Origin of the sequence: Streptomyces sp. AA1529, from assembly GCF_000280905.1 — a bacterium.
Taxonomy (GTDB): Bacteria; Actinomycetota; Actinomycetes; order Streptomycetales; family Streptomycetaceae; genus Streptomyces.
In genome coordinates this window covers 12,273-33,462 of sequence record NZ_ALAP01000067.1, presented here as the reverse complement: position 1 = coordinate 33,462, position 21,190 = coordinate 12,273, and the positions used below count along the sequence as shown (strand labels likewise).

Sequence of the window (21,190 nt, the reverse complement as noted above, 5' to 3'; positions counted from 1 at the left end):
GGTCATGAGTGATCCTCTGGACGCCCTGGAGCACAGCATCAGCACCCTGCGCCGCGCGATCCGCGACGCCTCCGCCGCAGGCGACAGCGAGCGCGCCAGCGAGCTGCGGGCGCAACTGCGGCGCGCCGAGCGCGCCTGGGACACTCTGATCGACACCGGCGAGCCGGCCCCCGCGCCGCCACCTCGCCCCGTGCCGGACACGCCACCGGCCGCCTTCGGCTCGCAGCTCCCGGCACGCGAACACGTCCACCGCGCGCTGATGCTGCTCGGCACCCCGGCCGCCCCCAAGCTGATCGTTGGGGTGCACGAAGCGTTCTTCCCCGGCGAGTTGTCCACGTCCAAGCTGTCCAGCCTGCGCCGCGACGAGGCGCGGTCCTATCAGTCCAGCCCCGGATCCCGGCCCTACTATCTCTGCTCGGCACTGGCCCACGACACGCTGACGCCGGTGCGGGCGCTTCTCACCATCAGCACCTGGCCGCTGGAACAGCGCATTATCGGCCCGCTGTCTCTACGCGTCGACTTCCTCACCGGAGCCATCCGCATCGGCGAGGCCGTCCACGCCGCCGAGACGTCAGCCGGAGGCGATCCCGGCCCAGCGGCCCTGCAGTTGCTGTGGCGCTTCGCCGCGAACATCCCCGACGCCATGCCCGCAAGCACCCCGGGACATCAGAGCGCACTGGATGTGCAACAGGTGATCGACGCCGCCCGGGCCGAGCTGGCCGTGCACCTCGACGCCGACCGCGCGGTCCGCTCCGAAGCCTCACGACAGGCACGCACGTTGGACGAAGCCCAGCAACTGTTCGGCGCACCCCCGCAGAACGTCACGCCTCTGCGGGCCCGGGCCTGACCCCGTCCCCTCCCTCGCAAGGATCTCCACCACCGTGAAACCACCCGTCAACGGCCGCCTGGACGCACTGCGCGGATCTTCACCACGGCTGTCCTACAACGCCCGGTCGCTGGCCGCCCTGGAGAACAACCCGCGCTGCACGCTGCGGGCCCTGCTGGACGCCTCCGGGGCCGACAAGGCCGGGATCGCCGCGCACATCGGCTACCCGTCCCCCTTCGGCCAGTCTGCCTTCGCCTTCGCCCGCGGCAACGCCTTCGAGGCGATGGTGAAGGACAACGGATGCGCCGAACTCCTGCGCGTCCTGCGCGAGACCCTCAAGCTGACGCTGCCCGAGGTGGCCTACCTGGACCTGAACGAGGTCGGCGGCGCCGGCGACAAAGACGCCCGCCGCGATCGCACCGCCGAGGTCCTGCTGGGGGCGGCCCGGGGAAACGGCGAGGGCACCCTGTTCGACCACCCGCTGCTGCACCTCCAGGTCGGCGGCGAGGGCGCGTTCCTGGAACCGGACCTGGTTGCCTTCCGCATCGACGGCCGCTTCTACATCGTCGAGATCAAGAGCTTCCCGATCATCGACGGACAGGCCGACCCGGCCCAGGTGCGGGCGGCGACGACCCAGGCATGCGCCTACATCATCGCGTTGCGCGCCCTCCTCGCGCAGCACGGGATGAACACGGAGGCCGTCTCCGACACCATCGTGCTGGTCGCACCGAAGGACTTCACCAACCGGCCGACCGCGGCGTTCGTGGACGCCCGCAAGCAGGTGGCCGCCCTGACCCGCCAGCTGTCCCGCATCGAGCGCATCAGCGACCTCGTGGACCTATTGCCCGAGGACCTGACCTTCGACCTCGACCTCGACCTCACGCTCCCCAAGAAGAAGCAACAGCCCCGCCGCCCGGCCGAAGAACTGGCCGCGGCCGTGGAGCAGGTGCCCGCGACGTACCGCCCGGACTGCCTCAACCACTGCGAGATGGCCTTCCACTGCCGCGCCCACGCCCGCTCGGAGGCCTCGCTGGACGTGCTCGGCCCCGCGGTGCGCGAGCAGCTCGGCGGCATCGACACCGCCACCATGGCCCTGGGGCTGGCCCGCGGACAGCTGACACCGACGGAGGATCAGAGCGACATGGCCGCCGCGCTGCGGCACGCCGCCCGGCTGCGCGACGAGTTGACCGAAGCCTACGGGGGTGTCGCATGAGCATGCTGTCGGCGCTGGCGCACGCGGAGGCGATGGACACCATGACGGCCGTCCCCCGGACCGCGTTCCGCCACCACCGCCTGTCGGACCGCCCGCTGGTCGTCATTCCGCTGACGATGGCCGGCGAAGCCGGGGCCCCGCTGGCGGCCATGATCGGCACCGCCAAGAGGGACATGACCCTGCTGACCGTGCCGCAGCCCCGCAACCGTGACCAGCGATTCGCCTTCGCCGCCGACCTGGGCCGGCACGTGATGGACTACATCGACTCGCACCGCCAGCACCGCCGCGGTGAGGGCGAACGCTCCCGGTACACCGATGTCCCGCAGATCCTCGTCCCCAACCCGGGCGGCATCAAGGCGCTGGCCGACCTCGGCCGCATGTGCCGCTTCCGCTCGACCTCCGGCCCCTACGCCGTGCCGGACGTCGTCCCCGAGTTCGGCGTGTGGCTGACCTTCCTGGTCGAGACCGCCGAGACGGCCGGCACCTCCATGCTGCGCCCCCTGACCACGCTGCTCACCGAACACTGGGCCACCGGCCAGAGCGCGCTGGAGGACCAGAACCTGGCCTCGCTCATGGCCTGGATCGCTCCCCCGCCCGGGGTGAGCGTCCAGCAGGCGCTGGAGGAAGCGGAGAACCCGGACGTGTGCCCGCCAGCTGGCCCGGCAACGTCGCCGGAGTTCGACAACCGCGACCTGGCACCGGCCATCAAACGGTTCGACGCCGCTCACATACTCGGCGACCCGCACGCGCTGGCCGCCGCCCAAAGGGAGCTGTCCGATCTACTCGCGGAACAACTCAAGCCCACCTGGCGCTTGATGTGGACAGCCATCTCGCTGCTGCGGTCCGTCCCCGAGGCACCACAGACCGCCCGGCGTCACGACCACGACTGCCGGCTCTTCACCGACTACTCCGACTACCAGGACACCGACGGTCTCCCCCAGCGCAAGCGGGACACCGCGATCAGCGCGGCACGGCGTTTGAGTCGACTCGAGCGGTCCCTCGCCGACTTCGAGGCCGCCATGGCCTTCGACGACCCGTTCGTGCTGGCCGACCGGCGCAGCGGCGGAGAGGCGTTCGCCGGAACGGTCGTGGAGGCCGAGCCCGACCGGATCGTCACCACGGACAAGAACAGGCGGGTGCCGCGCCCGCGCGCCAGCGTCCGCGCCCAGGACCCTCTGCGCCTGGCCCCCGGCACCAAGCTGGTCAGCCCGTCCATGCCGGCCGGCCACAAGGCCGTCATCGTCTCCGTTGTCCCCGACGGCGAGGCGACACTTGTCACGGTGGAGGTCACCGCCGGAATGGGCCGAGCCCTCACTCCGAAGGCGGGCACCGTTCCAGTCCTGGACCAGGACATCGCCTATCTTCCCGACCCGGGGTGGCGCCCGACACCGAACTTCCCGGACCCCGCTCGCACCCCGTGGACGCACCGCGTCACCGCCGATGGTCCGGACGACGCAGGCGTGCCCGAGGACGCCGCCGCAGAGGAGTGGGGACATGAAAACTGACAGCACCGCCGCCGGCGCCGCCACAACGGCGATCCTGTCCGACCTGGCCGACGCACGCCACAGGGCGGTCGTCGTCGACTCCCCGCCCGGCGCCGGCAAGAGCACCCTCGTGGTCCGCGCCGCCCAGGAACTCGCCGCAGGCGGCGAGCGGCCCATCATCATCGCTCAGACCAACAATCAGGTCGACGACCTGGTCAAGAAGCTCGCCGACAACCACCCCGGCATCCCCCTCGGTCGCCTGAGCGCCAGCGACTACAGCCCGCCACCAGCACTGGACGGACTGACTAACACCACCATCGGCCGCACCCTGGCCGACCTGTCCGGCTGTCAGATCATCGTCGGCACCTCCGCCAAGTGGGCCACCGTGCACGACGGCACGTTCGGCTGGGCCATCCTGGACGAGGCCTACCAGATGCGCTCGGACATGCTCCTGCAACTCGTCGAACGCTTCGACAGGGGCCTGTTCGTCGGCGACCCCGGCCAACTGGACCCGTTCACCATCGTCGACACCGAACGCTGGATCGGGCTGCCGCACGACCCGACGCAGAACGGCGTCAGCGTGATGCTGGAGCACAACCCGCACATCCCCGTGCACCGGCTGCCGGTGTCCTGGCGCCTGCCGCTTACCGCCGCCCCCACCGTCTCCCAGGCCTTCTACCCGTTCACCGACTTCACCGCCGGAACCCACACCGGCGCCCGCTCCTTGGCGTTCCGCACTCCCGGACTGCGCAACACGAGCCTGGACGAGACCCTCGCGATGGCCTTCACCACCGGCTGGGCCCTGCACGAACTGCCCCGCCGCCACGTCCCGCGCACCGACACCGAAACCATCCGGGCAGCCGCGCACCTCGCCGCCCGGCTCCTGACCCGCGGAGCAGTCTCCCGCTGCGAACGCAACCCCGACGGCCGCGACCTGGACGCCGCCGACATCGCCATCGGCGTCGCCCACCGCGACCAGGCCGACCTGGTCCGCGCCGCCCTCTCCCGGACCGGACACCCGGACGCACCGAAGGTGTCGGTCGACACCGCGAACCGGCTGCAGGGCCGCGAGTTCGAAGTCGTCATCGTCGTGCACCCGCTGTCCGGCCGACGCGACGCCACCGCCTTCCACCTCGAAGCCGGACGGCTGTGCGTCCTGGCCTCACGCCACCGGCAGGCATGCATCGTCGTCGCCCGCGCAGGAATCGCCGACCTCCTCGACAACCACCCCTCCACCGACCCCGTCCACCTGTCCGTGGCGGCCAAATTCCCCGACGGCTGGGAAGCCAACCACGTCATGCTGGCCAAACTCGCCCAGCACCGTATCCCCGCCTGATCCGGCACATCCGCGCCGGTGCCGTGCTGCCCACGCAGGCCGCCACGCGGACACACAAGTACGCCCGGATTGTGTTAGCCATTCAAAGCCGTCCTCCCCCTCCGCGCACTCTTCAGCAACGGCGACTTCCCGCGGTGCTGGACCTTCAGGCCCGAAGGGAACGCGAACCCCTCTCCCCTGACCAGCACAACTACCCGTTCATGACCTGACCAACGATCGTGCTCCTGAGATCCGCGCCCCGCTTGATTTTCCGCGTTAAGCATTCATCAGGCCGGTACGTTCGGCATAACTCTCCAGAGTCTCGGATGACGCCCACCAGGAAGCGTAGTAGTCCCGAAATAAATCGACTGCTTCGACTTCTTTCAACATTTGCGTGCTCACGGAATTTCCGTCTGCGCTCAGCAGCAGCACGCCGGTGTCGTCGACGATCGCCATATCGACGGGGTCGGCACTCACGCTGGTGGTCACCACGCGGTGTCGACAGTTGGCAACCCCCTTGCATCCCTTGGAAGTGCTCGCGGAGCCACTGACGCATCTCAGATCGTCCCGGCCCCTCGGCCGGGACACCGATGATGCGCCGGAAGGACACGTTAGGACTGTTCCGAGCGAGGCCGCCAGGTCCGTACCTCAAGGTGGACGATGCGGGCGTCCGTGTGGATGCGTCCGGTCTCGATGAGCCACTGCTGGACGGCCGCGGTGACGTCTCCCCCGGCGGCGTCGACACGCTGGGCGAAGTCGGCGGCGTCGAAGCCACCAGTGGCGGCGGAGCCGTAGGAGCGTTCCTCGGTGTGGTCGGTGCGCTGGACGACGTCGCGGCGGATACCGGGCGAGTCCGTGCGGCTGCCCGACGGCATCACGTAGCCGGCTCTGTGCAGGCGGACGGTGAAGGCGAGTTTGAGGCCGCGGCTCGCGGCTTCGGCGATCAGGGGGCGCAGGCGGGCGGAGCCGGAGGCGATGGCCTGGGCGGCGACGCGGCCGGTGCCGGTGCCGGTGCCGGTGGGAGTGATCAGTACAGCCTTGCTGCGGACCCGGGCGCGGGTGCCCTTGGCGGTGGTGCGGCGGGTGATGTGCCGTGCGGCGAGGGCAGCCAGTTCGGGGATGTCGGTGATGCCGCCGGTCGTGACGGCCTCGAGGACCTGGCGCAGGGCGGGGACGAAAGCGGCGCCTTTGTATTTTGTGTAGAACTGGGAGACCAGGGAGGGCGGCCTCAACGGGCCGCTCCGTGAAGCGTCTTCGCGGCCGCTCATAAAAGTCATCGAGCTTCGCCACGGACAGATACTGCAGCTCCCGCATTCCTTCGCCTCCGGATCGCTCCACCGTCGTTGCCGGTCCAGGACCAACAACGAGCCAAGCATGAGCGAGACGGGATTACGCCCGCGACAGGGAAACTCGGGACTGCTGCACGTATAGGTGACAGTCGGTTTTCATGCGGCGAGGGCGGCGGGCTTCATGGTGGTCTCGTACTCGATGGGGGTCAAACGGCCCAGGCGTAGTTGTCTGCGGCGTCGGTGGTAGGTCCGCTCGATCCAGGTGACGATCGCGGTGCGGAGGTCCTGCCGGGTGGCCCAGGTGCGGCGGTCGAGGACGTTGTTCTGCAGCAGAGCGAAGAAGGATTCCATGGCAGCGTTGTCGCCGGCCGAGCCGACTCTTCCCATGGATCCGGCCAGGCCGTGGCGGTGCAGAGCGTGGACGTACTTTCTTGATCGGAATTGCGATCCGCGGTCGGAATGGACTGTGCAGCCGGCCACGTCCCCTCTTCTGGCGACCGCGCTGTCCAGCGCGTTCACCGCGAGGCGGGCCTTCATCCGGTTGTCGATGGAGTAGCCGACGATCCGGCCGGAGAAGGCGTCCTTGACCGCGCACAGGTACAGCTTGCCCTGGCTCGTGGGGTGTTCGGTGATGTCGGTCAGCCACAGCTGGTTCGGGGCATCGGCGGTGAAGTCGCGCTGGACGAAATCATCGTGCACGGCCGAACCCGGTCTCTTGCCGTTCTTCGATCGCTTCTTCCCGAAGGCCGACCACCAGGCGTTGTCCCGGCAGATCCGCCACGCGGTCCGCTCGCTCATGCGCTCCCCGGCCGTCTCGGCCTCCCCGGCGAGAAAGCGGTAGCCGAACTCGGGGTCGTCGCGGTGGGCGTCGAACAGCGCATTCGCGCGGTAGGCCACGGTGACCTCGGCATCGGTCACGGGCTGAGACAGCCAGCGGTAGTAGTGCTGGCGGGAGAGCGTGAGCATCCGGCACGCGACCGCGACGGGGACTCCGTCGGCGGCAAGCTCTCTCACGAGCGGGTAGAGCCTTTTCCCGGCAAGTTCGCCTGCGACAGATACGCGGCAGCTCGGCGCAGGACCTCGTTCTCCTGCTCCAGCAGCCGGACCCGCTTCTTCAGCTCAGTGTTCTCCGCCGACTCAGACCTGGTGACACCGGGCTTCTCGCCGTCCTCGACCGCGGCCTGGCGCATCCACTTCGACAGCGTCATCTCATAGACGCCGAAGTCCATCGCGATCTGCGCGAGGGTGACGCCCTTCTCGCGGTTGAGCGCGACGCGGACCACGTCGTCACGGAACTCTTGAGGATAGGGAACTGGCACGGCTACATCCTTCCAGGCCGCCCTACGGGCAAGCCAGAGCAGATGTCACCCGACCATGCAGCAGACCCCAACCTCTTCCACCGGCACCGTCGCCCCCTGGGCAACCAGACGGGTTGCATCCCCCAGCCCCGATCCGCCCAGGAGCGTGGACCATCGGGGCACCCAGTCGTCATCGGCCTTGCCGTACAGGTCGCGGTGTTCGGATTTCGGCGCGGCGCCCACCACCGCGTTGATCAAAGCATCGAACTCCGGCTGCGTCGACAGTGCTACATCGGTGATCGCCTGGGGTATCGAGGGCAGGTCCGGTGCCTGTTCAAGCCAGGCGAGGACGGCCTGACGCAGTGAGGCGGTGTCTTCCATACGGCACGAAAATAGCGCACCTTCACCGCCCGCGAGACTCAACCATCAGGCCACCTCTCTCTGTCTGAGCGGCCGTTCCTACGTTGGCGGGCCTGGCGCGGTACCGGCGATGAGTGCGGTACGCCGACGGCTTCATCGTGCTCGTGCACGGTACGAAGCCCGAAGCGGAAGGGTGAGGCTGTCGAGGAACGGTCTGTAGCAAGGGGTGTGCCAGACGAGGCTGTCGGGTGGCCAGTCCATTGGTACACGGGCTCTGACCGCTCCTCTGCCTCCGGGCGTCGCTCCGGCTGGCGTTCCGCGGGTGGCTCGGTCCACTACGGTTCCATGGCGGGACTGCCGAGGGGGCGGTCGTCGATCAGGAGTCGTCATGCTGCCACGCATCGGTCTGTACTACCCGTTCATCCACTTCCGCGACGAGCGATGGCTGAAGACGGCCGCGCTCTATTGGCGAGAACTGGCGCGAGTCGTGCCGGACGGCTATCGGTTGTCTGACTCGCGGACCGCCCGGGTACTGCGCGAGGAACTCGGCTTCATCAGGCCGGTGGATCCAGCGGAGCCCGCTCGACAGGTGGCACCGATGTTCCTCGAAGTCCTCACCCGTCACGCGGAGGCCTTACATACAACGGGATACAGTGTGTCGCCTGCGTGGGACGACTGGGACAGCCATGCGAGACATCCCTTCGATCCAGTGGCTCCGCCCTCGTTCGGGCACGGGTCGAGGCACACGCACGGCACGGGACCGGCACGTCCAGGCGTCGCAGCCGTCCACTGGGAGGAGTTCACCCCCGAACTACGAGCGGCACTCGTAGATTCCGGGTTGGCAACCGACGTGCGGCGCAGTTCTGGGCTTCAGGGGCGACGCTCCCTCGCGAATGGTCGCTGGATGGCGATGAATGCCGGGCTCGCCTGGGTCTACAAGTGTGCGTTCGTCGAAGTGCTCGCCCGCCAGGGCCGGTTCACGCCCACGACGGACCAGCCCGACGCGCACCTGGCGTCGGCCGGCTGGGATGCCGACCGGGTTGCCGAGACCCTGTTCGGCACCACGGGCACGGCAGTGAGTGCCCAGCCGGACGACATCGCCGACGCGGTCGGACTGTTGGCCGTCCGTTTGGCTGTGCCGGCGGGACTGGGCAACGTACCGGTCGAGAAGATCGTCAAGCTGCGGGAGAATCACCGCGACGAGTTCGCCGCGTTCAACGCCGTCGTGACCCAGACCGTGGACGAACTGCGACAGGAACTGGCCGGGGTGACGCTGGCGGTGGCGCGCGAGAGCTACGTGCAGATGGCGGTCGAGCAGCGCTTCGATGCTCCTTTGAGGGCTTTGCGTGACGCCATGAAAGCGCAAGGCCTCGGCACGGTGTACGGCCTGGCCAACGTGAAGTTCGAAATGCCCTCCCTGGTGAGCGCCTTTAGCCCTGCGGTCGTCGGCGGCTTCCTCGGTCAGCCTATGGCGGGTGTGGCGGTTGGTGCGGCGCTCGCCGTCGTAAATGCCCGCCACACGCGCAAGCAGCAGGTCAAAGACCTGGAAGCCGGGAATCCTGCCGCCTATCTACTCTCGGTGCAACGTGGCCTCCAACCCCGTTCCCTCCTGCGGAAGATCACTTCGCTCGCCTGACCCACCAGGCACACCTGACCACCTCCTCCTTTCCGCCTATCTTGCAAGCACCGCAGGACCTCGTAATGGGATGCAGTCGTAGCGGCGGGTGGCGATCCTGCTTGCCTCTTGAGTCACGCCGCGAGGAAGACCGGCGCGGGCCGTGCTCCTGGGCAATGTCAGCTTCACTCCGCGAGCATCCTCTGCATTGCGATCCACCGGATCCGCCATCCGGTCGGATCCGGATCGGCAAGATTGATCACGACATCACACAGACCCTAGTAGGGCTTGGTCATGTTGGTGCGGGGTCCGGTATGTCGCGGTGACAGGTGGGGCAGGCGCCGGTCCAGGTCGCGAGGAGTATCTGCAGTTCGCGGACGACTCGGTAGAGGCTCAGGCCGACGCCGTCTCTTTTGGGGATCTGTTGAGTCGCTGTAGGGTGCAGAAGGCGTGGGCTGCTGAGACAAGGGTGACGTGGTGGTGCCAGCCTGGCCAGGTCCGGCCTTCGAAGTGGGCTAGGCCCAGGGCCTGTTTCATCTCGCGGTAGTCGTTCTCGATGCGCCAGCGGAGTTTCGCGGTGCGTACGAGGACAGGCAGCGGGGTGGTTGCGGGCAGGTTGGAGAGCCAAGCGGGAACGGTCAGTAGCCGTCCCCTCGCCGACCGTTCTTACTCACTCATCCTTCGCTTCGATGGCGTTGCGCCAGACCGTGACGTCGAGCTTGACGTAGTCGCTCGGGTCCCCTTTGGAAGAGCGCCCTCGGTAGGTGACGAGGGCGACGTGGCCCGAGCTGGTCTGGACGCAAATCTGGGAGCCGGACGAGAGCTGGTCCAGCCCAACACTGTCGGTGAAGCGGGTCTCGTTGCTGCAGGTCTGCAGCGAACCCTTCTGGGAGTTACTGAGCAGGACGAGCTTGTCGTTGGGCCCGTTCATATTCAGTGACGGGTCCGACGTCCAGTGGTTGTAGTTCAGCGCTGAGCTCAGTCCGCCGTCATCCAGCTGTCGAGGCTTCAGAGGGTCGTCAGAGAAGACGAGATCATAGTTGGAGGGCACATTGATGCCCTTGTACGTCGCGGGCTTGGGGTTCGGCCTCGGCTTCGCCTTCCCCTCCGCCGAGCCGCCGGAGCTTTCGGGACTGGGACTGTCGGAGCTGTCGGAGCTGTCGGAGCTGTCGGAGCTGGAGCTTTCGGGGCCGTCGTCCATGTTGCCCAACGCGAAAAGCCCGCCGTAGAACAGCACACAGACGCCCCCGATCACCGCAGCGATCGTCTTCCCCCGGTCCCACCTCCGGCGGGGCGGCAGCGGCCGTGGGTACGCGGGCGGGTGCGGGCTACCGGGGTGCGGGGCGTAACCGGCCACCGGAGGGTACGGGCCGCCGGGGTGCGGCGCAGGCTGGAAGGGGCCGACCGGGCGTGCGGCCACGGTCGGGGCGGCAGCCAGAGGCGGCGGGGGCGGTGTCGGCGGGCCGGAAGGCTGGGGCGTCTCCTGCACGGTTACCGGTGCGGTCCCCGCCTGCGGGGCGGCAGCGCCCGGAGTGGCGGTCTGCGTCGGGAGCAGGTCCTTCACGGGTGCGGGGGCTGCAGCCCACCGGGTGAGGTCGGCCACCACCGCGCCGGGCAGCCAGTCGCCGGGCCGCCGCAGCTGGGTGTCCCCGGAGGCGGTCTGACACGTCCGCAAGATCTCATCGAGCTCCGGCCGGTCCTCCGGCTTCTTGGCCAGCGCGCGGCCGACCAGCTCCCGCAGCTCCTCCGGGAGACCATCCAGCGCCGGCTCGGCGTGGACGATGCGGTACAGCACACCGTGCGAAGTGCCCTCGCCGAAAGCCGGGGTACCCTGCGCCGCGTACGCCGCGATCTGACCCAGCGCGAAAATGTCGGTCGCCCCGCTCACCCGCTGCCCCTCGGCCTGCTCGGGCGCCATGAACGACGGCGTACCGATGGTCACCCCGCTGCTGGTCAGCGAGGTGAAGTCGGCCGCGCGGGCGATACCGAAGTCGATGACGCGCGGCCCGTCGTCCGCCAGCAGCACATTGGAGGGCTTCAGATCCCGGTGGACGATCCCCGCCTTGTGAATGACCTGGAGGGCCTCAGTGATCCCTGCGACCAGGAAGAGCACCGTATCCACCGGGAGCCGCCCGTGTGCGGCCACCGCCTCGGCAACCGAGGGGCCGGGCACGTAGGCGGTGGCCAGCCAGGGCTGCGGGCCCTCGGTGTCGCTGTCGATCACCGGTGCCGTGTAGATGCCTTGGACGCGCTCGGCGGCGCGCACCTCCTGCTGGAAGCGGCACCGGAAGACCGGGTTTCCGGCGAAGTCGGGGCGGATCACTTTGATGGCGATCGGACGTCCGCCCGGGGTGTAGGAGAGGTAGACCTTGCCCATACCGCCCGAGCCGAGACGGGCCGCCAACCGGTACCCGGCAACCGAGGTGGGATCATCCTCCGCGAGTGCGGTGAAGACCTCCACTGACCCTCCGTCAGTCATTAAACTCCGCTCCTGCTTTCTGTGTTCGCCGCCGTCACCTCCTGACAGTACCGGGCGCCTGCTCGGCCGGAGGGACCAGCAAGTGACCTCTCGATCACGCTGTCGCAGTCGCGCCGACGGCGCCCGGCGCCGCTGACGCGTGTGGGGGAACCGCCGACGTTCGGGAGGGCCCATCTCCGCGCCAGATCGACGGCAACGACCCCTCGGGACACCGCAGAGCCGCTCCATGCCGACACCGCCTGTGTGCGAAGAGCTGCACCTGGCTGCGCGTCAACCGGATCGGTGAACATCTGGCGCATCACCGACTTCAACACCCCCTGATCTGCGCAGATCGCCGATGTCAAGAAGACAGAGGTCACGCTGAAAACCCGCCCTGGCCAACCACCGACCAGGAGTCACTCGTCCACAGCCTCAGCTACCTGCCTGAACTGCCCGAGGGCGGGGACCATGCCGGGCCCGGGCCCGAAGCCGACTGTGGCTGACATACGGCACTTGGCCGCATGTCCCTTTGTACAGCGGTTGGCGGACGCGAGGCTGGTCGCGCCCGCCGGGGACGGGTGGGACCGGTGGCCGGGCCGCGGTCAGCCTGCGAAGCCGTCCCTGAGCATCTCGTGTGGGACTGCCCGGCGGCCCGGCGGTGAGGGCCGCCGGTCGGCGAAACGGGGCCGGGCGGGGGAATCCTGCGGATGGCCGACGACCGTGACGATCGCATACTCATCCGCAGCCGGTGGGGCACTAACCGCTACGTCTTCAACTTCCGCAATCCCGTCGCCTGTGTGGTCTTCGCCGGCTTGGCGCTGCTTGCTTGCGGTCTCCTCTACGCCAGCGCCCACCCCGACGCTCCCCAGTGGGAGGAGAAAGAACTGCGCTCGGCCGTCAAGAAAGCGACAGCAGAGCTGTCAGAAGAGTCGCAGATCGGCCCCGGACTGCCCGGGGACGGCGAGGTCCTCCAGTCACGGATTGCCGGGCACGGCCCTCACAGCGAGAACCTCCTCAGCAGCGACCAGGAGGCCAGGATCGTTGTCGCGCTCGCCTCCCCGCAGCCGGAACACGACTACTTCGGCGACAGCGTCGAGGAAGCGGACTACACCATCACCGCCGACGGGACCAACACCGCCTTGTGCCTCACCGTCACAGCGCTCACAAGCAAGTACGGCTACAGCTCCGTCAGCTTCAAGACCCGCAACGGCTCCTGCCCGGCCACATAAAAGGGACCGGGGCTCGACGCGGCCCCACAACAGGCCCGGGTGGACGCTGTGTGACGCTCCGACAGGGACCTGGCGATACCCACCGCCGGGGGCAGGAGAGCCCGGGACGGGACAGAGATGCAGCAGTGCATGCGGTGCAGCAAGATCCCCAAGGTGGAGAGCGCGCGACCGGGCGCCAAGCTGCCGTACAAGTGTCAGCACCATGACGGCAACCTGCTGATCACCGAGCGGCCGGCCGTCTCCGAAGACGGAAGGGTGCGGATCCTTTGAAGTGACGACCGGGATCAAGCGGTGAGGCTGTAGTCCTGCTGGTCAGGACTGGGTAGAGGCACTGGTGTTCGCAGGCCGTGTGGAAGATCCAGTAGTCCTCGAAGTCGCCGTTCGTGATGAGCGCGCGGAGTTGGAGGACGGCTTCGGCGTCATCGTCCGCGACGGCGTCGCCTACATCGCCGAGGACGGCCAGGCCGACTATCTGCCGCACGCCGTCGCCAAGGTCCTCACCTGGGCCTGACCGGTTGGGGTCACCCGGACGGCAGCACCGGGTTCGCCATCGTGGAAGCCTCTGCGGCCGAGGATCCGGGAAAATTGCGGGAGATCCGCGAGGGCCTTCACCGCTGGGCTGCCGAGCGGGCAGCCATCGACGCGGAACTGGACGGTATCGCCCGCGCCAGCGAGCCGGACGATGCTAAGTGAAGGGCACCGGCCCCCGGGTGAGGTGGCTTCACCAGGTGTAAGGCCACGTACGGCGGCTGGCTGACGGCTCATCTCCGGCTCGGGTCTGTGTGGCCTGGCGTGTGGGAGCTTCACAGCAGGCCCGGCCGGGCACTGCGTGGCGCTCCCGGCCAAGTGCGGCGCATGTGCGCGTTGGCGGGGGCCGGAAGCCGACTCCGCTGCTGAGGCGTGCTGCATTACGGGCAGCACACCACACCAAGGGCCCCGGCTACCGCAAGCAAAAGGTTCGAGACGACCGCACCGAATGCCACGGAGCTGCGGGCCAGTTGCCTGACTCTGCCCTGTAGGACCGCGCCGCTATGCTGCACCTGTGATCAATAAGAACGCCGTTCGCCTCATCGGCTTCAGTGTGCTGGCTGTGGCGGCAGTTGTTGGGTGTTCCGGAACCAGCGGCCTGCCCTCCGACGCGTCTGCGAAGTCTTCCGCGACTGCTTCCGGCTCCGAGAAGCCCGCGGCGGTGAAGCCGGCCACTACTGCGCGGAACGCCGCCCGGCAGTTTGCTCAAGCTCTCGCGCGCGGGGACGCAGGCATGGCGTGTGGACTGGCCGATCCCCGGCTACGCGCTCTCGCGGGCAGTCGCGGAGGGTCGTGTCCCAAGGCGCTCGATGAGCTCGCGACCGATGATCGGTACGTCTTCGGCCAGACCAAGTGCGTCAACTCCTCGAAGAACTACCAGATTGACGGCAACGACCCCCAGGACACCGCAGAGTCGCTCCGCGTCGACATCGACTGTCCAGAGGGCTACACCTGGTTGCGCGTGAACCGGATCGGTGACATCTGGCGCGTCACCGACTTCAACACTCACTGATCTGCTCAGGTCGTCGGCGTCAGGAAAGTGGGGGGAGCTGGAACTGGCCCTGGTCTTTCTTCCTCTACCCCGTGTGCGACGGCCAGGAGCAGCGGCCGCAGTCGAGCATCCGATGTATGAGAAGCGGCTACGCGCTGGCGGCGCCCTCGGCCGGGTCGGCAGACGTCCACCAGGCCATCACTCGGGCCGCCATCACGTCAGGCATCTGGCCCAAGGGATCGAGACCGAAGTGCTCTTCCAATTCCCGCTGCAGGAACTCAGCAATCTCCGACTGGCTGGCGCCACCGCGAAGCCGCACGAGCAGAGGAGCGAGCATGCAGTCGTATTCGTCGCGCACCTCGTCAGCGACGCCGATCGGATCCCACTCGTTCAGCAGGTACCGCAAGGCGCTCTGCGGTGAGGTATTCCAGGGCCTCATCGCCTCAGGCTCCCACCTGGGACCCGATCGTCATCACCTGCCCCGCCGTCATCCCCGGAACTGGGCCAGGGTGATGTGAACCGTTCCGGGTCTGATGGAGGCTCGATTCCCTGAGAGGGTCGAGTCATGACCCGTCCGTCCCCTTACCCTCCCGAGCTTCGTGAGCGTGCGGTCCGCATGGTCGCGGAGGTCCGCCCGAACTACCCGACCGAGTGGGCCGCGATGAAAGCGGTCGCCGCAAAGCTCGGAATCGGTGCGGCGGAGACCGTGCGGACCTGGGTCCGGAAAGCCCAGGTCGACGCCGGCCAGCGGCCGGGGGTCACTTCTGAAGAAGCCGCCGAGATCAAGCGCCTCAAGGCCGAGAACGCCGAGCTGAAGAGGGCGAACGAGATCCTCAAGGCCGCATCGGCTTTCTTCGCGGCCGAGCTCGACCGGCCACACAGGCGCTCGTAGCCTTCATCGACGAGTTCAAGCAGGAGTTCGGGGTCGAGCCGATCTGCCGTGTCCTGACCGGACACGGACTGCAGATCGCAACCAGCACCTACTACGCGGCCAAGAACCGCCCGCCCTGCCCCCGGTCCGTCCGGGACACAGAACTGAAGGAGCACATCGGCCGCGTCCACGCCGACAACTACGCCGTCTACGGCATCCGGAAGGTGTGGCGGCAACTGGACCGTGAGGGCATACCGGTGGCCCGCTGCACCGTGGCCCGGCTGATGCGTGAACTCGGCCTGGAGGGCGCCAGACGTGGAAGGAAGATCCGCACCACGGTGCGCGACGAGGGACACGAGCGGGCCACTGACCTGCTGAATCGCGACTTCACCGCGCGTGGCCCCAACCAGCGGTGGGTCGCGGACTTCACCCACGTGCGCACCTGGAACGGCGTGGTCTACGTCGCCTTCGTCGTCGACGTGTACTCCCGCACGATCGTCGGCTGGTCAGCGGCCACCAGCAAACGTGCCAAGCTCGTCCTGGACGCTCTCGACATGGCGCTGTGGCGACGCGACCGGGCTGGCACGCCTGCCGGGCCCGGGCTGATACATCACTCCGACGCCGGCAGCCAGTACACGTCCTTCGCCTTCACCGCGCACCTGATGGACGCCGGACTCGACGCCTCGATCGGCAGCGTCGGTGACGCCCTGGACAACGCGCTCATGGAATCTCAGATCGGCCTGTTCAAGACCGAACTGATCAAACCCCGTACTCCCTGGAAGACCCTCGCCGAGGTCGAGGTCGCCACCGCAGAATGGGTCGACTGGTTCAACCACCACCGCATCCACACCGCGATCGGCGACATCCCGCCCGCCGAATGCGAAGCCACCTACTACGCTCGGCACCAGCCGCAACCGGCGGCTGGAGTCAGTCCATAGAGCCTCCACCGACCCCGGAACGGTTCAGAACGGTCATGGACGGCACAGGTGATCACCGATCTTCTTGGGCGCGGCGGTGCACGTGTCAGATGGGAGTACCGGGGTTGTCGTCGCTGCTGGCCAGGTGGTCTGCCGGGTCGGTGGTCTGGGGCGCGCTCGCCTCGTGGGCGTAGTTCACGCCGGCGGGGACGGAGCCGGCTTCCGGGTCCCATAGGTTGACCAGCTCAACGGCGTGACCGTCCGGCAGTGGTTCGGTCTCGCCGGGGGCAAGGAGGGACTGGATGTCAGCTCCTGGCTGGCGAGCCAGTCAGAGACGATTCACCATTCCGGCTACCACAACCGCTGTAGTCGGCGACAGCGCACATGCGTTGGGGGCAGCGGGCCGCCCCAGCACTTCGTAAAGCGCTTCAGCATGCTGCTGCCGCTGCTCCGCCCACGCCCCGGAGCCGAGTTCGGGCATCCGGGCACAGGGATTACGCAGATCCCGTGGGTCGTTGTCCGCGGGATAGCGTCCGTGATGCCCGCCGAGGATCTGCGCCACCTGTACTGCCAGAAGCTTCGCCGGCCGACCCCCGGCAGCCGGGTATCCGAGCCGGGCCAGCAGTTGCGGCAGCGCCGCGTGGGTGGCGCTCTCATGCCGTATCCGGCCGACTGTGGAGTCAGCCCGCCGGTCGTGCGCGTACGCTGCCTCACCGAGGAACCCGGAACGAGCCGGCCTCGCCTTGAGGAGCATGCGCTGGAAAGACGGGATGATCTTTCCGAGATCGTGCAGTCCCGCCCAGAACATGACGATCCGCCTGGCCTCCAAGACATCCACACCCAATGCCTCCACGACCCGGCTGCGCTGCCCCTCGGCCAGCACGTGATCCCACACACTGCCGCACACCATCGCGGAGTCAACGAGATGCCCCACAACGGGATACGGCTTCGCCAACTCCTCGGACTTCCCACACAACCGCGTATCAACCACGCCGCGCCTCCCCAACGCGTTCCGTCAAGAGGCACGAACTCCATCACACGCCTCTGACACCATGAGGGCGTGACCCCGACAAACAATGGTCAAGCAACAGCAAAGCCGCTATAGAGCTGCAGGTCAGGAAGAGTGGTCCCCGCGCCAGCGGGGGTGGTCCGCACGGCGGTTTCGCCACCATGGCGGACCCGGCGTGGTCCCCGCGCGAGCGGGGGTGGTCCGGAGGGCGCCCGGATCTCCTCGGTGGCGGTGCCGTGGTCCCCGCGCGAGCGGGGGTGGTCCGGCCGCCACGCAGGCGGTGCGTCAGCTTCAAGACCCGCAACGGCTCCTGCCCGGCCACATGAAGAGGACCATGGCTCGACGCGGCCCCACAGCAGGCCCGGGTGGACGCTGTGTGACGCTCCGACAGGGACCTCACGATACCCACCGCCGGGGGCAGGAGAGCCCGGGGCGGGACAGAGAATCAGCAGAGTGAACGCACACAACTGCCGGTGTGGCCAGACACGCATCCAGTGGCCGACACCGGCCGGGGCAGGCGTAGGGCGGCGGATCACCGGCACACCGCCCCCGGACGGAGCACCGTCCAGGTCGCTGCCCACTCCCACCGGGCGAGCCGTGGAGACTCCCTGACTTGCGCTGCTATGGGGCGATGTCGGTCCTCACCCGGGCGTTCGGGCACTCGGCTGCCCGGTCACAGGGAGCCGGATGGGCTCGAGGTGCACCGCGCACGCCCGGGAGGGCGTTGCCGACATTCAGGCGGCCGACGAAGCCCCGCCGCCGACGAGATGATCGCGACGCTATAGAGCGCGCACTGCAGACGGGCGTGCCCTGGGCACCCTGGAGGGTGCCGCTCAGCGGTGCGGACAGCCACCGGGCCTTCACCCAGGAGGAAACCGGCACGGACCCACACGTCGCCGCTGGCCGGCAACCGGTGGACAGGGCGGCGGGCGTCGGCCTCAGCCCTCTTCGTGCCGTGGCGGTTCGCCCCGGCCCGGGAGGCGCCGCCCTAGATATATATGCAGGCCGATGGCTACTCCCGCGACGGCAGTCCCCGCTGTCAGCGCTGCGAGTGCCGAGTCCACCTGATCGCTCCGGGCGGCGTCGCAGACGCGTGTGTGCGAAGCGACCGACCCCGCGGCATCGGCGGGGCTACCCTGGGCATCGCGGTAGTCGTCCACGTGACTGGTAGTGGGGGAAAGCAGGGAGCCGCACTCTGCATGCACACTGGCCGTCGGGTCGGCGGGGTCTTCGTTTGCGTAGACCTCGGTCAGGGCAAAAGCGAGCGAGATGAGGAGCAGCATTGCCGAGAGGCTCCACAGCACGGCCCCTGCTGCCAGTCTCTCCCGCTGCTGGGGCGTCTTTCCTGCCCTGGTCCGCGTCATCGCTTCTCTTCTCCGTGTTTCGCGTGTTCTCTGGCCTCGTCTGCGTGGGCAGTCCCGGTGGCTGCGTCCCGGCGTCGCATGGGTGAGGGTAGCCGGGGCCGGCTGTTGGTGGCACTGGTGTTGTGCTTCCGGTTGGCGGGGCCGAATGTCTGACGCTGTGCGGGTGCGTTGGCGGCTGAAGTGTTCCCTGTGGGCGGCCCGTCGTCCGAATGGTCGGGAATACCATGCTCACGTCACAGAAAGTGAGATGGGGGTTACGTTGAACTCGTTCCATGCGGAGTGGGATGCACTTGTTTCGCAGGCGCGCCAGGGGGAGGACGCGCGGATGCAGCTCAACTCCGCGCCCCCGGCGGGTGGCGCGGGAACCGGGCCTGGCGGGCCGGACCGGCTGGCCACTGATCCCACGGCGAAGAAGGCATCGGCGAAATACATCGACGAGCAATTGCTTTCACATCTGCGCAGCACGGGCCGTATGGCGTCCGAGGAGCCTGCGCCGGGGTTGCTGGGCAGCGAGCGTTCCCAGCCCGGCGGCATGATGCAGAACTGGGGGGCCTGGCGGGGTGTTGAGTACGTGCTGCGCAAGTGGGGCAAGCAGGTCCGCAACCTCGAACAGAGACTTGAGGGCGAACGGGACGCGCTGCGGGGCACACGGGTGCTCTTCCAGACGCAGGATGGTCTGGTGCACAACTCCCTCACAGCGGTATCAGGCCCTTCCTCGCCCCTCCTGCCGGGGACCGAGCCCACCGGCCTGCGGCCGGCAGAGTGAGACGGACGGGCGATGGCACTCTCGTTCCGCGACATCATGAGCACCGATCCCGACGAGCTGGATGACGCGGCCGCGGCGTTCAAGCGCATGAGCAAGCGTTTCGGCGAGCTGCACACCGACTACGACACACACGTGCGCGGCACGCTGTCGCGCAGTTCCTGGGCAGGCATCGCGAAAGTGAGTTACGGCGAGGTGGCCAGGGTCTCCTCCGGGCAGTTCGGCGACGCCAAACGCCAGGCCATGAACATCTCCACCCTGCTGACCAAGGCGTACCAGGACCTGGCAGACAGGAAGAGGACCCTGGGAAGCCGGGTGAAGGCCGCCCAGGACGACAAGATGAACGTGGACGGCGACGGTTACGTCACGCTCGACACCACGAAACTCAACGAGGGCGAGCGCCTGGCCCGGGGACATGACCCCACCTACGCGCAGTCCCTTGATGAGGAGGTGGCTGCATGGCAGTCCAAGATCGATAAGGCCGTCGAGGCCTTCAATGACGCGGACACCGCGATCAAGAGAACTCTCATCGCCGCTGTCGAGCCGCCGGACAATCGGGCGGCCGGGGCGTACGGCTTCAACCCTGACAAGGTCGAATACGCACCACCGGGGACCAAGAAGGACGCGGCCCGGATCCTCCGCGACTACCAGGTCGACCCGGACCCGGACGGGCTCGTCCTCTACCCCCGCCACCCTGAGCTGCTTGTAGGCCCCTTGTTCGCCGAGAAGGTGAGGGAGCTCCAGCAGAGTGTCACGGTGCGAGAGGCGGACATGCTCGACGGGCTGGGCCTCAGCGGTCTGCAGGACTTCCGTGGCGTCAAGGACAAGGCATTCAACACCGCCGACGCCCGCTTCCGTCCCGACGACTGGAACGACAACCACAACGACGCGTTCCGCCACACGTACTGGAACGCACTGATGACGAAGAAATACGGCGCCGAGTGGGCCGCCGAATACGCCACGGCACATGAGGCCAGGCCCGGCAACCGACCCGAGCGCGAAGCGATGGACCTGTACAACAACGAGGTCGGCAGGCGCATCGCCCAACAGCACCCCGACGCGAGCGAGGACGAACTGGCCGACCTGGTGGAGAAGGCTGTGCGGGACGGCGACCTAGTGGTGATCGACCACGGCGGAGGCCGTCTGACGTTCACCGACCAGATCGACTCCGATGAAACAGGCGATCCGAAACTCAAAGCACCCGAGAAGGCCCAAGAGTCCAAGTCAGACCGGAACACCGGCGGCTCGGTAGCAGGTGAGCAGAGCGGAGAATGAACCGCCCGTAGCAGGTACCCAGCAGCCCCGAACCGCATACACGTTCCCCGCATTCGGGGTCATCCTCGTCTCCATACCCCTTCCCGTGGTCTGTCGCTCAGGCACAGAAGCCGTCGGAAGTGTCGTACCCGGAATGGCCCCACCCGCTGCCCGGGCCAACCAGCGGGGATCCGCCCACACCTCGCGGGCGGTGGCGAAGATGGCGTCCTGGCGGGCCCGCCAGGCCTGGTCGCCGCCCGCCCCGGCGGCGGGAAGCATGCTGATCCGGAGGGTCAGCCGCTTCCACCCGCATGCAAATGCTGCGCGCCCACCGTCACCCGCACCTCATTCGCCGCCAAGGGCCTGTACCGGGGAAATCGGCCCTCCGGGCCCGGTCGGGAGGGTC

At 68.1% G+C, this 21,190-nt stretch carries 20 protein-coding genes and 1 pseudogene; 13 read left to right on the top strand and 8 right to left on the bottom strand.

Translation table 11 applies throughout. The features are described 5' to 3' along the window. Positions 1 to 4 precede the first annotated feature (4 nt). Genes A949_RS0118980 through A949_RS0118965 form a run of 4 tightly spaced genes read left to right on the top strand, consistent with a single transcriptional unit; the run spans position 5 to position 4,859 of the window. A complete protein-coding gene (locus tag A949_RS0118980) occupies positions 5 to 847 on the top strand; it encodes a hypothetical protein (protein WP_019357605.1) in 843 nt (280 codons plus the stop codon). A gap of 34 nt (positions 848 to 881) precedes the next feature. After that, entirely contained in the window at positions 882 to 2,039 is a 1,158-nt protein-coding gene (locus A949_RS0118975; protein WP_019357604.1) for a hypothetical protein, read from the top strand. Continuing rightward, positions 2,036 to 3,544 carry a hypothetical protein gene (locus A949_RS0118970; RefSeq protein ID WP_019357603.1) on the top strand — a complete coding sequence of 503 codons (1,509 nt, stop codon included), beginning with the start codon at positions 2,036 to 2,038 and terminating at the stop codon, positions 3,542 to 3,544. Before A949_RS0118975 ends, A949_RS0118970 begins: the two co-directional genes overlap by 4 nt. Then, positions 3,534 to 4,859: an AAA domain-containing protein gene (locus A949_RS0118965; protein WP_019357602.1), complete on the top strand. Its 1,326-nt coding sequence runs from the start codon at positions 3,534 to 3,536 to the stop codon at positions 4,857 to 4,859. Before A949_RS0118970 ends, A949_RS0118965 begins: the two co-directional genes overlap by 11 nt. A 255-nt stretch (positions 4,860 to 5,114) precedes the next feature. On the opposite strand, the gene A949_RS0118960 is transcribed toward A949_RS0118965, so the two are convergent. From A949_RS0118960 to A949_RS0118940, 4 genes are all read right to left on the bottom strand, one after another. After that, the gene (locus A949_RS0118960) at positions 5,115 to 5,327 is read right to left on the bottom strand and encodes a hypothetical protein (RefSeq protein WP_158687606.1); all 213 of its coding nucleotides are present in this window, start codon (positions 5,325 to 5,327) and stop codon (positions 5,115 to 5,117) included. A gap of 122 nt (positions 5,328 to 5,449) precedes the next feature. Beyond that, positions 5,450 to 6,115, bottom strand: coding sequence for a hypothetical protein (locus A949_RS33880; protein ID WP_051019556.1), 666 nt, complete (start codon positions 6,113 to 6,115; stop codon positions 5,450 to 5,452). 168 nt (positions 6,116 to 6,283) lie between these two features. Beyond that, positions 6,284 to 7,446 (bottom strand): IS3 family transposase gene (locus A949_RS0118950; protein ID WP_237735857.1). Its coding sequence is split into 2 segments (ribosomal slippage): positions 6,284 to 7,159 and positions 7,162 to 7,446, totalling 1,161 coding nucleotides; the frame shifts between segments, so codons are not numbered across the junction. Between the two features lie 45 nt (positions 7,447 to 7,491). After that, positions 7,492 to 7,806: a hypothetical protein gene (locus A949_RS0118940; protein ID WP_019357597.1), complete on the bottom strand. Its 315-nt coding sequence runs from the start codon at positions 7,804 to 7,806 to the stop codon at positions 7,492 to 7,494. Positions 7,807 to 8,173: 367 nt separating this feature from the next. Here A949_RS0118940 and A949_RS38170 point away from each other — a divergent pair, with 367 nt between their 5' ends. After that, positions 8,174 to 9,421 carry a DUF6236 family protein gene (locus tag A949_RS38170; protein ID WP_158687605.1) on the top strand — a complete coding sequence of 416 codons (1,248 nt, stop codon included), beginning with the start codon at positions 8,174 to 8,176 and terminating at the stop codon, positions 9,419 to 9,421. 372 nt (positions 9,422 to 9,793) lie between these two features. Here the strand turns inward: A949_RS38170 and A949_RS36630 are convergent. Together A949_RS36630 and A949_RS0118930 are read right to left on the bottom strand one after the other, a co-directional pair. After that, a pseudogene (locus A949_RS36630) lies at positions 9,794 to 10,027 on the bottom strand (transposase); the annotation flags it as partial. Positions 10,028 to 10,070: 43 nt separating this feature from the next. Beyond that, a complete protein-coding gene (locus A949_RS0118930) occupies positions 10,071 to 11,879 on the bottom strand; it encodes a serine/threonine-protein kinase (RefSeq protein WP_026004811.1) in 1,809 nt (602 codons plus the stop codon). Positions 11,880 to 12,565: 686 nt separating this feature from the next. Here A949_RS0118930 and A949_RS0118925 point away from each other — a divergent pair. The 5 genes from A949_RS0118925 (at position 12,566) to A949_RS0118905 (ending at position 14,627) form a co-directional block, all read left to right on the top strand. Then, complete coding sequence (locus tag A949_RS0118925; protein WP_019357594.1) at positions 12,566 to 13,087, top strand: hypothetical protein; 522 nt, start codon at positions 12,566 to 12,568, stop codon at positions 13,085 to 13,087. Between the two features lie 129 nt (positions 13,088 to 13,216). Continuing rightward, positions 13,217 to 13,357 carry a hypothetical protein gene (locus tag A949_RS38165; protein WP_158687604.1) on the top strand — a complete coding sequence of 47 codons (141 nt, stop codon included), beginning with the start codon at positions 13,217 to 13,219 and terminating at the stop codon, positions 13,355 to 13,357. A 79-nt stretch (positions 13,358 to 13,436) separates the two neighbouring features. Then, the gene (locus A949_RS38545) at positions 13,437 to 13,598 is read left to right on the top strand and encodes a hypothetical protein (RefSeq protein WP_162637633.1); all 162 of its coding nucleotides are present in this window, start codon (positions 13,437 to 13,439) and stop codon (positions 13,596 to 13,598) included. Positions 13,599 to 13,639: 41 nt separating this feature from the next. Continuing rightward, a complete protein-coding gene (locus tag A949_RS38160; protein ID WP_158687603.1) occupies positions 13,640 to 13,780 on the top strand; it encodes a hypothetical protein in 141 nt (46 codons plus the stop codon). A gap of 349 nt (positions 13,781 to 14,129) precedes the next feature. Continuing rightward, entirely contained in the window at positions 14,130 to 14,627 is a 498-nt protein-coding gene (locus tag A949_RS0118905) for a hypothetical protein (protein ID WP_037706862.1), read from the top strand. Positions 14,628 to 14,754: 127 nt separating this feature from the next. On the opposite strand, the gene A949_RS0118900 is transcribed toward A949_RS0118905, so the two are convergent. Next, on the bottom strand, positions 14,755 to 15,045 hold the full coding sequence (locus tag A949_RS0118900) for a hypothetical protein (RefSeq protein WP_019357589.1): 291 nt from the start codon (positions 15,043 to 15,045) through the stop codon (positions 14,755 to 14,757). Positions 15,046 to 15,171: 126 nt separating this feature from the next. Between A949_RS0118900 and A949_RS0118890 the strand changes: the two genes are divergently transcribed. Beyond that, positions 15,172 to 16,415, top strand: a protein-coding gene (locus tag A949_RS0118890) for an IS3 family transposase (protein WP_106428846.1) whose coding sequence is annotated in 2 segments (ribosomal slippage) — positions 15,172 to 15,454 and positions 15,454 to 16,415 — 1,245 coding nt in all. Because the reading frame shifts where the segments join, the coding sequence is not laid out codon by codon here. A gap of 307 nt (positions 16,416 to 16,722) precedes the next feature. Here the strand turns inward: A949_RS0118890 and A949_RS0118880 are convergent. Further along, a complete protein-coding gene (locus A949_RS0118880; protein ID WP_019357585.1) occupies positions 16,723 to 17,385 on the bottom strand; it encodes a CRISPR-associated endonuclease Cas3'' in 663 nt (220 codons plus the stop codon). Positions 17,386 to 19,092: 1,707 nt separating this feature from the next. Here A949_RS0118880 and A949_RS0118870 point away from each other — a divergent pair. Beyond that, positions 19,093 to 19,533: a hypothetical protein gene (locus tag A949_RS0118870; protein ID WP_158687602.1), complete on the top strand. Its 441-nt coding sequence runs from the start codon at positions 19,093 to 19,095 to the stop codon at positions 19,531 to 19,533. A 12-nt stretch (positions 19,534 to 19,545) separates the two neighbouring features. Further along, positions 19,546 to 20,805, top strand: coding sequence for a DUF6973 domain-containing protein (locus A949_RS35635; RefSeq protein WP_019357582.1), 1,260 nt, complete (start codon positions 19,546 to 19,548; stop codon positions 20,803 to 20,805). Positions 20,806 to 21,190 lie beyond the last annotated feature (385 nt).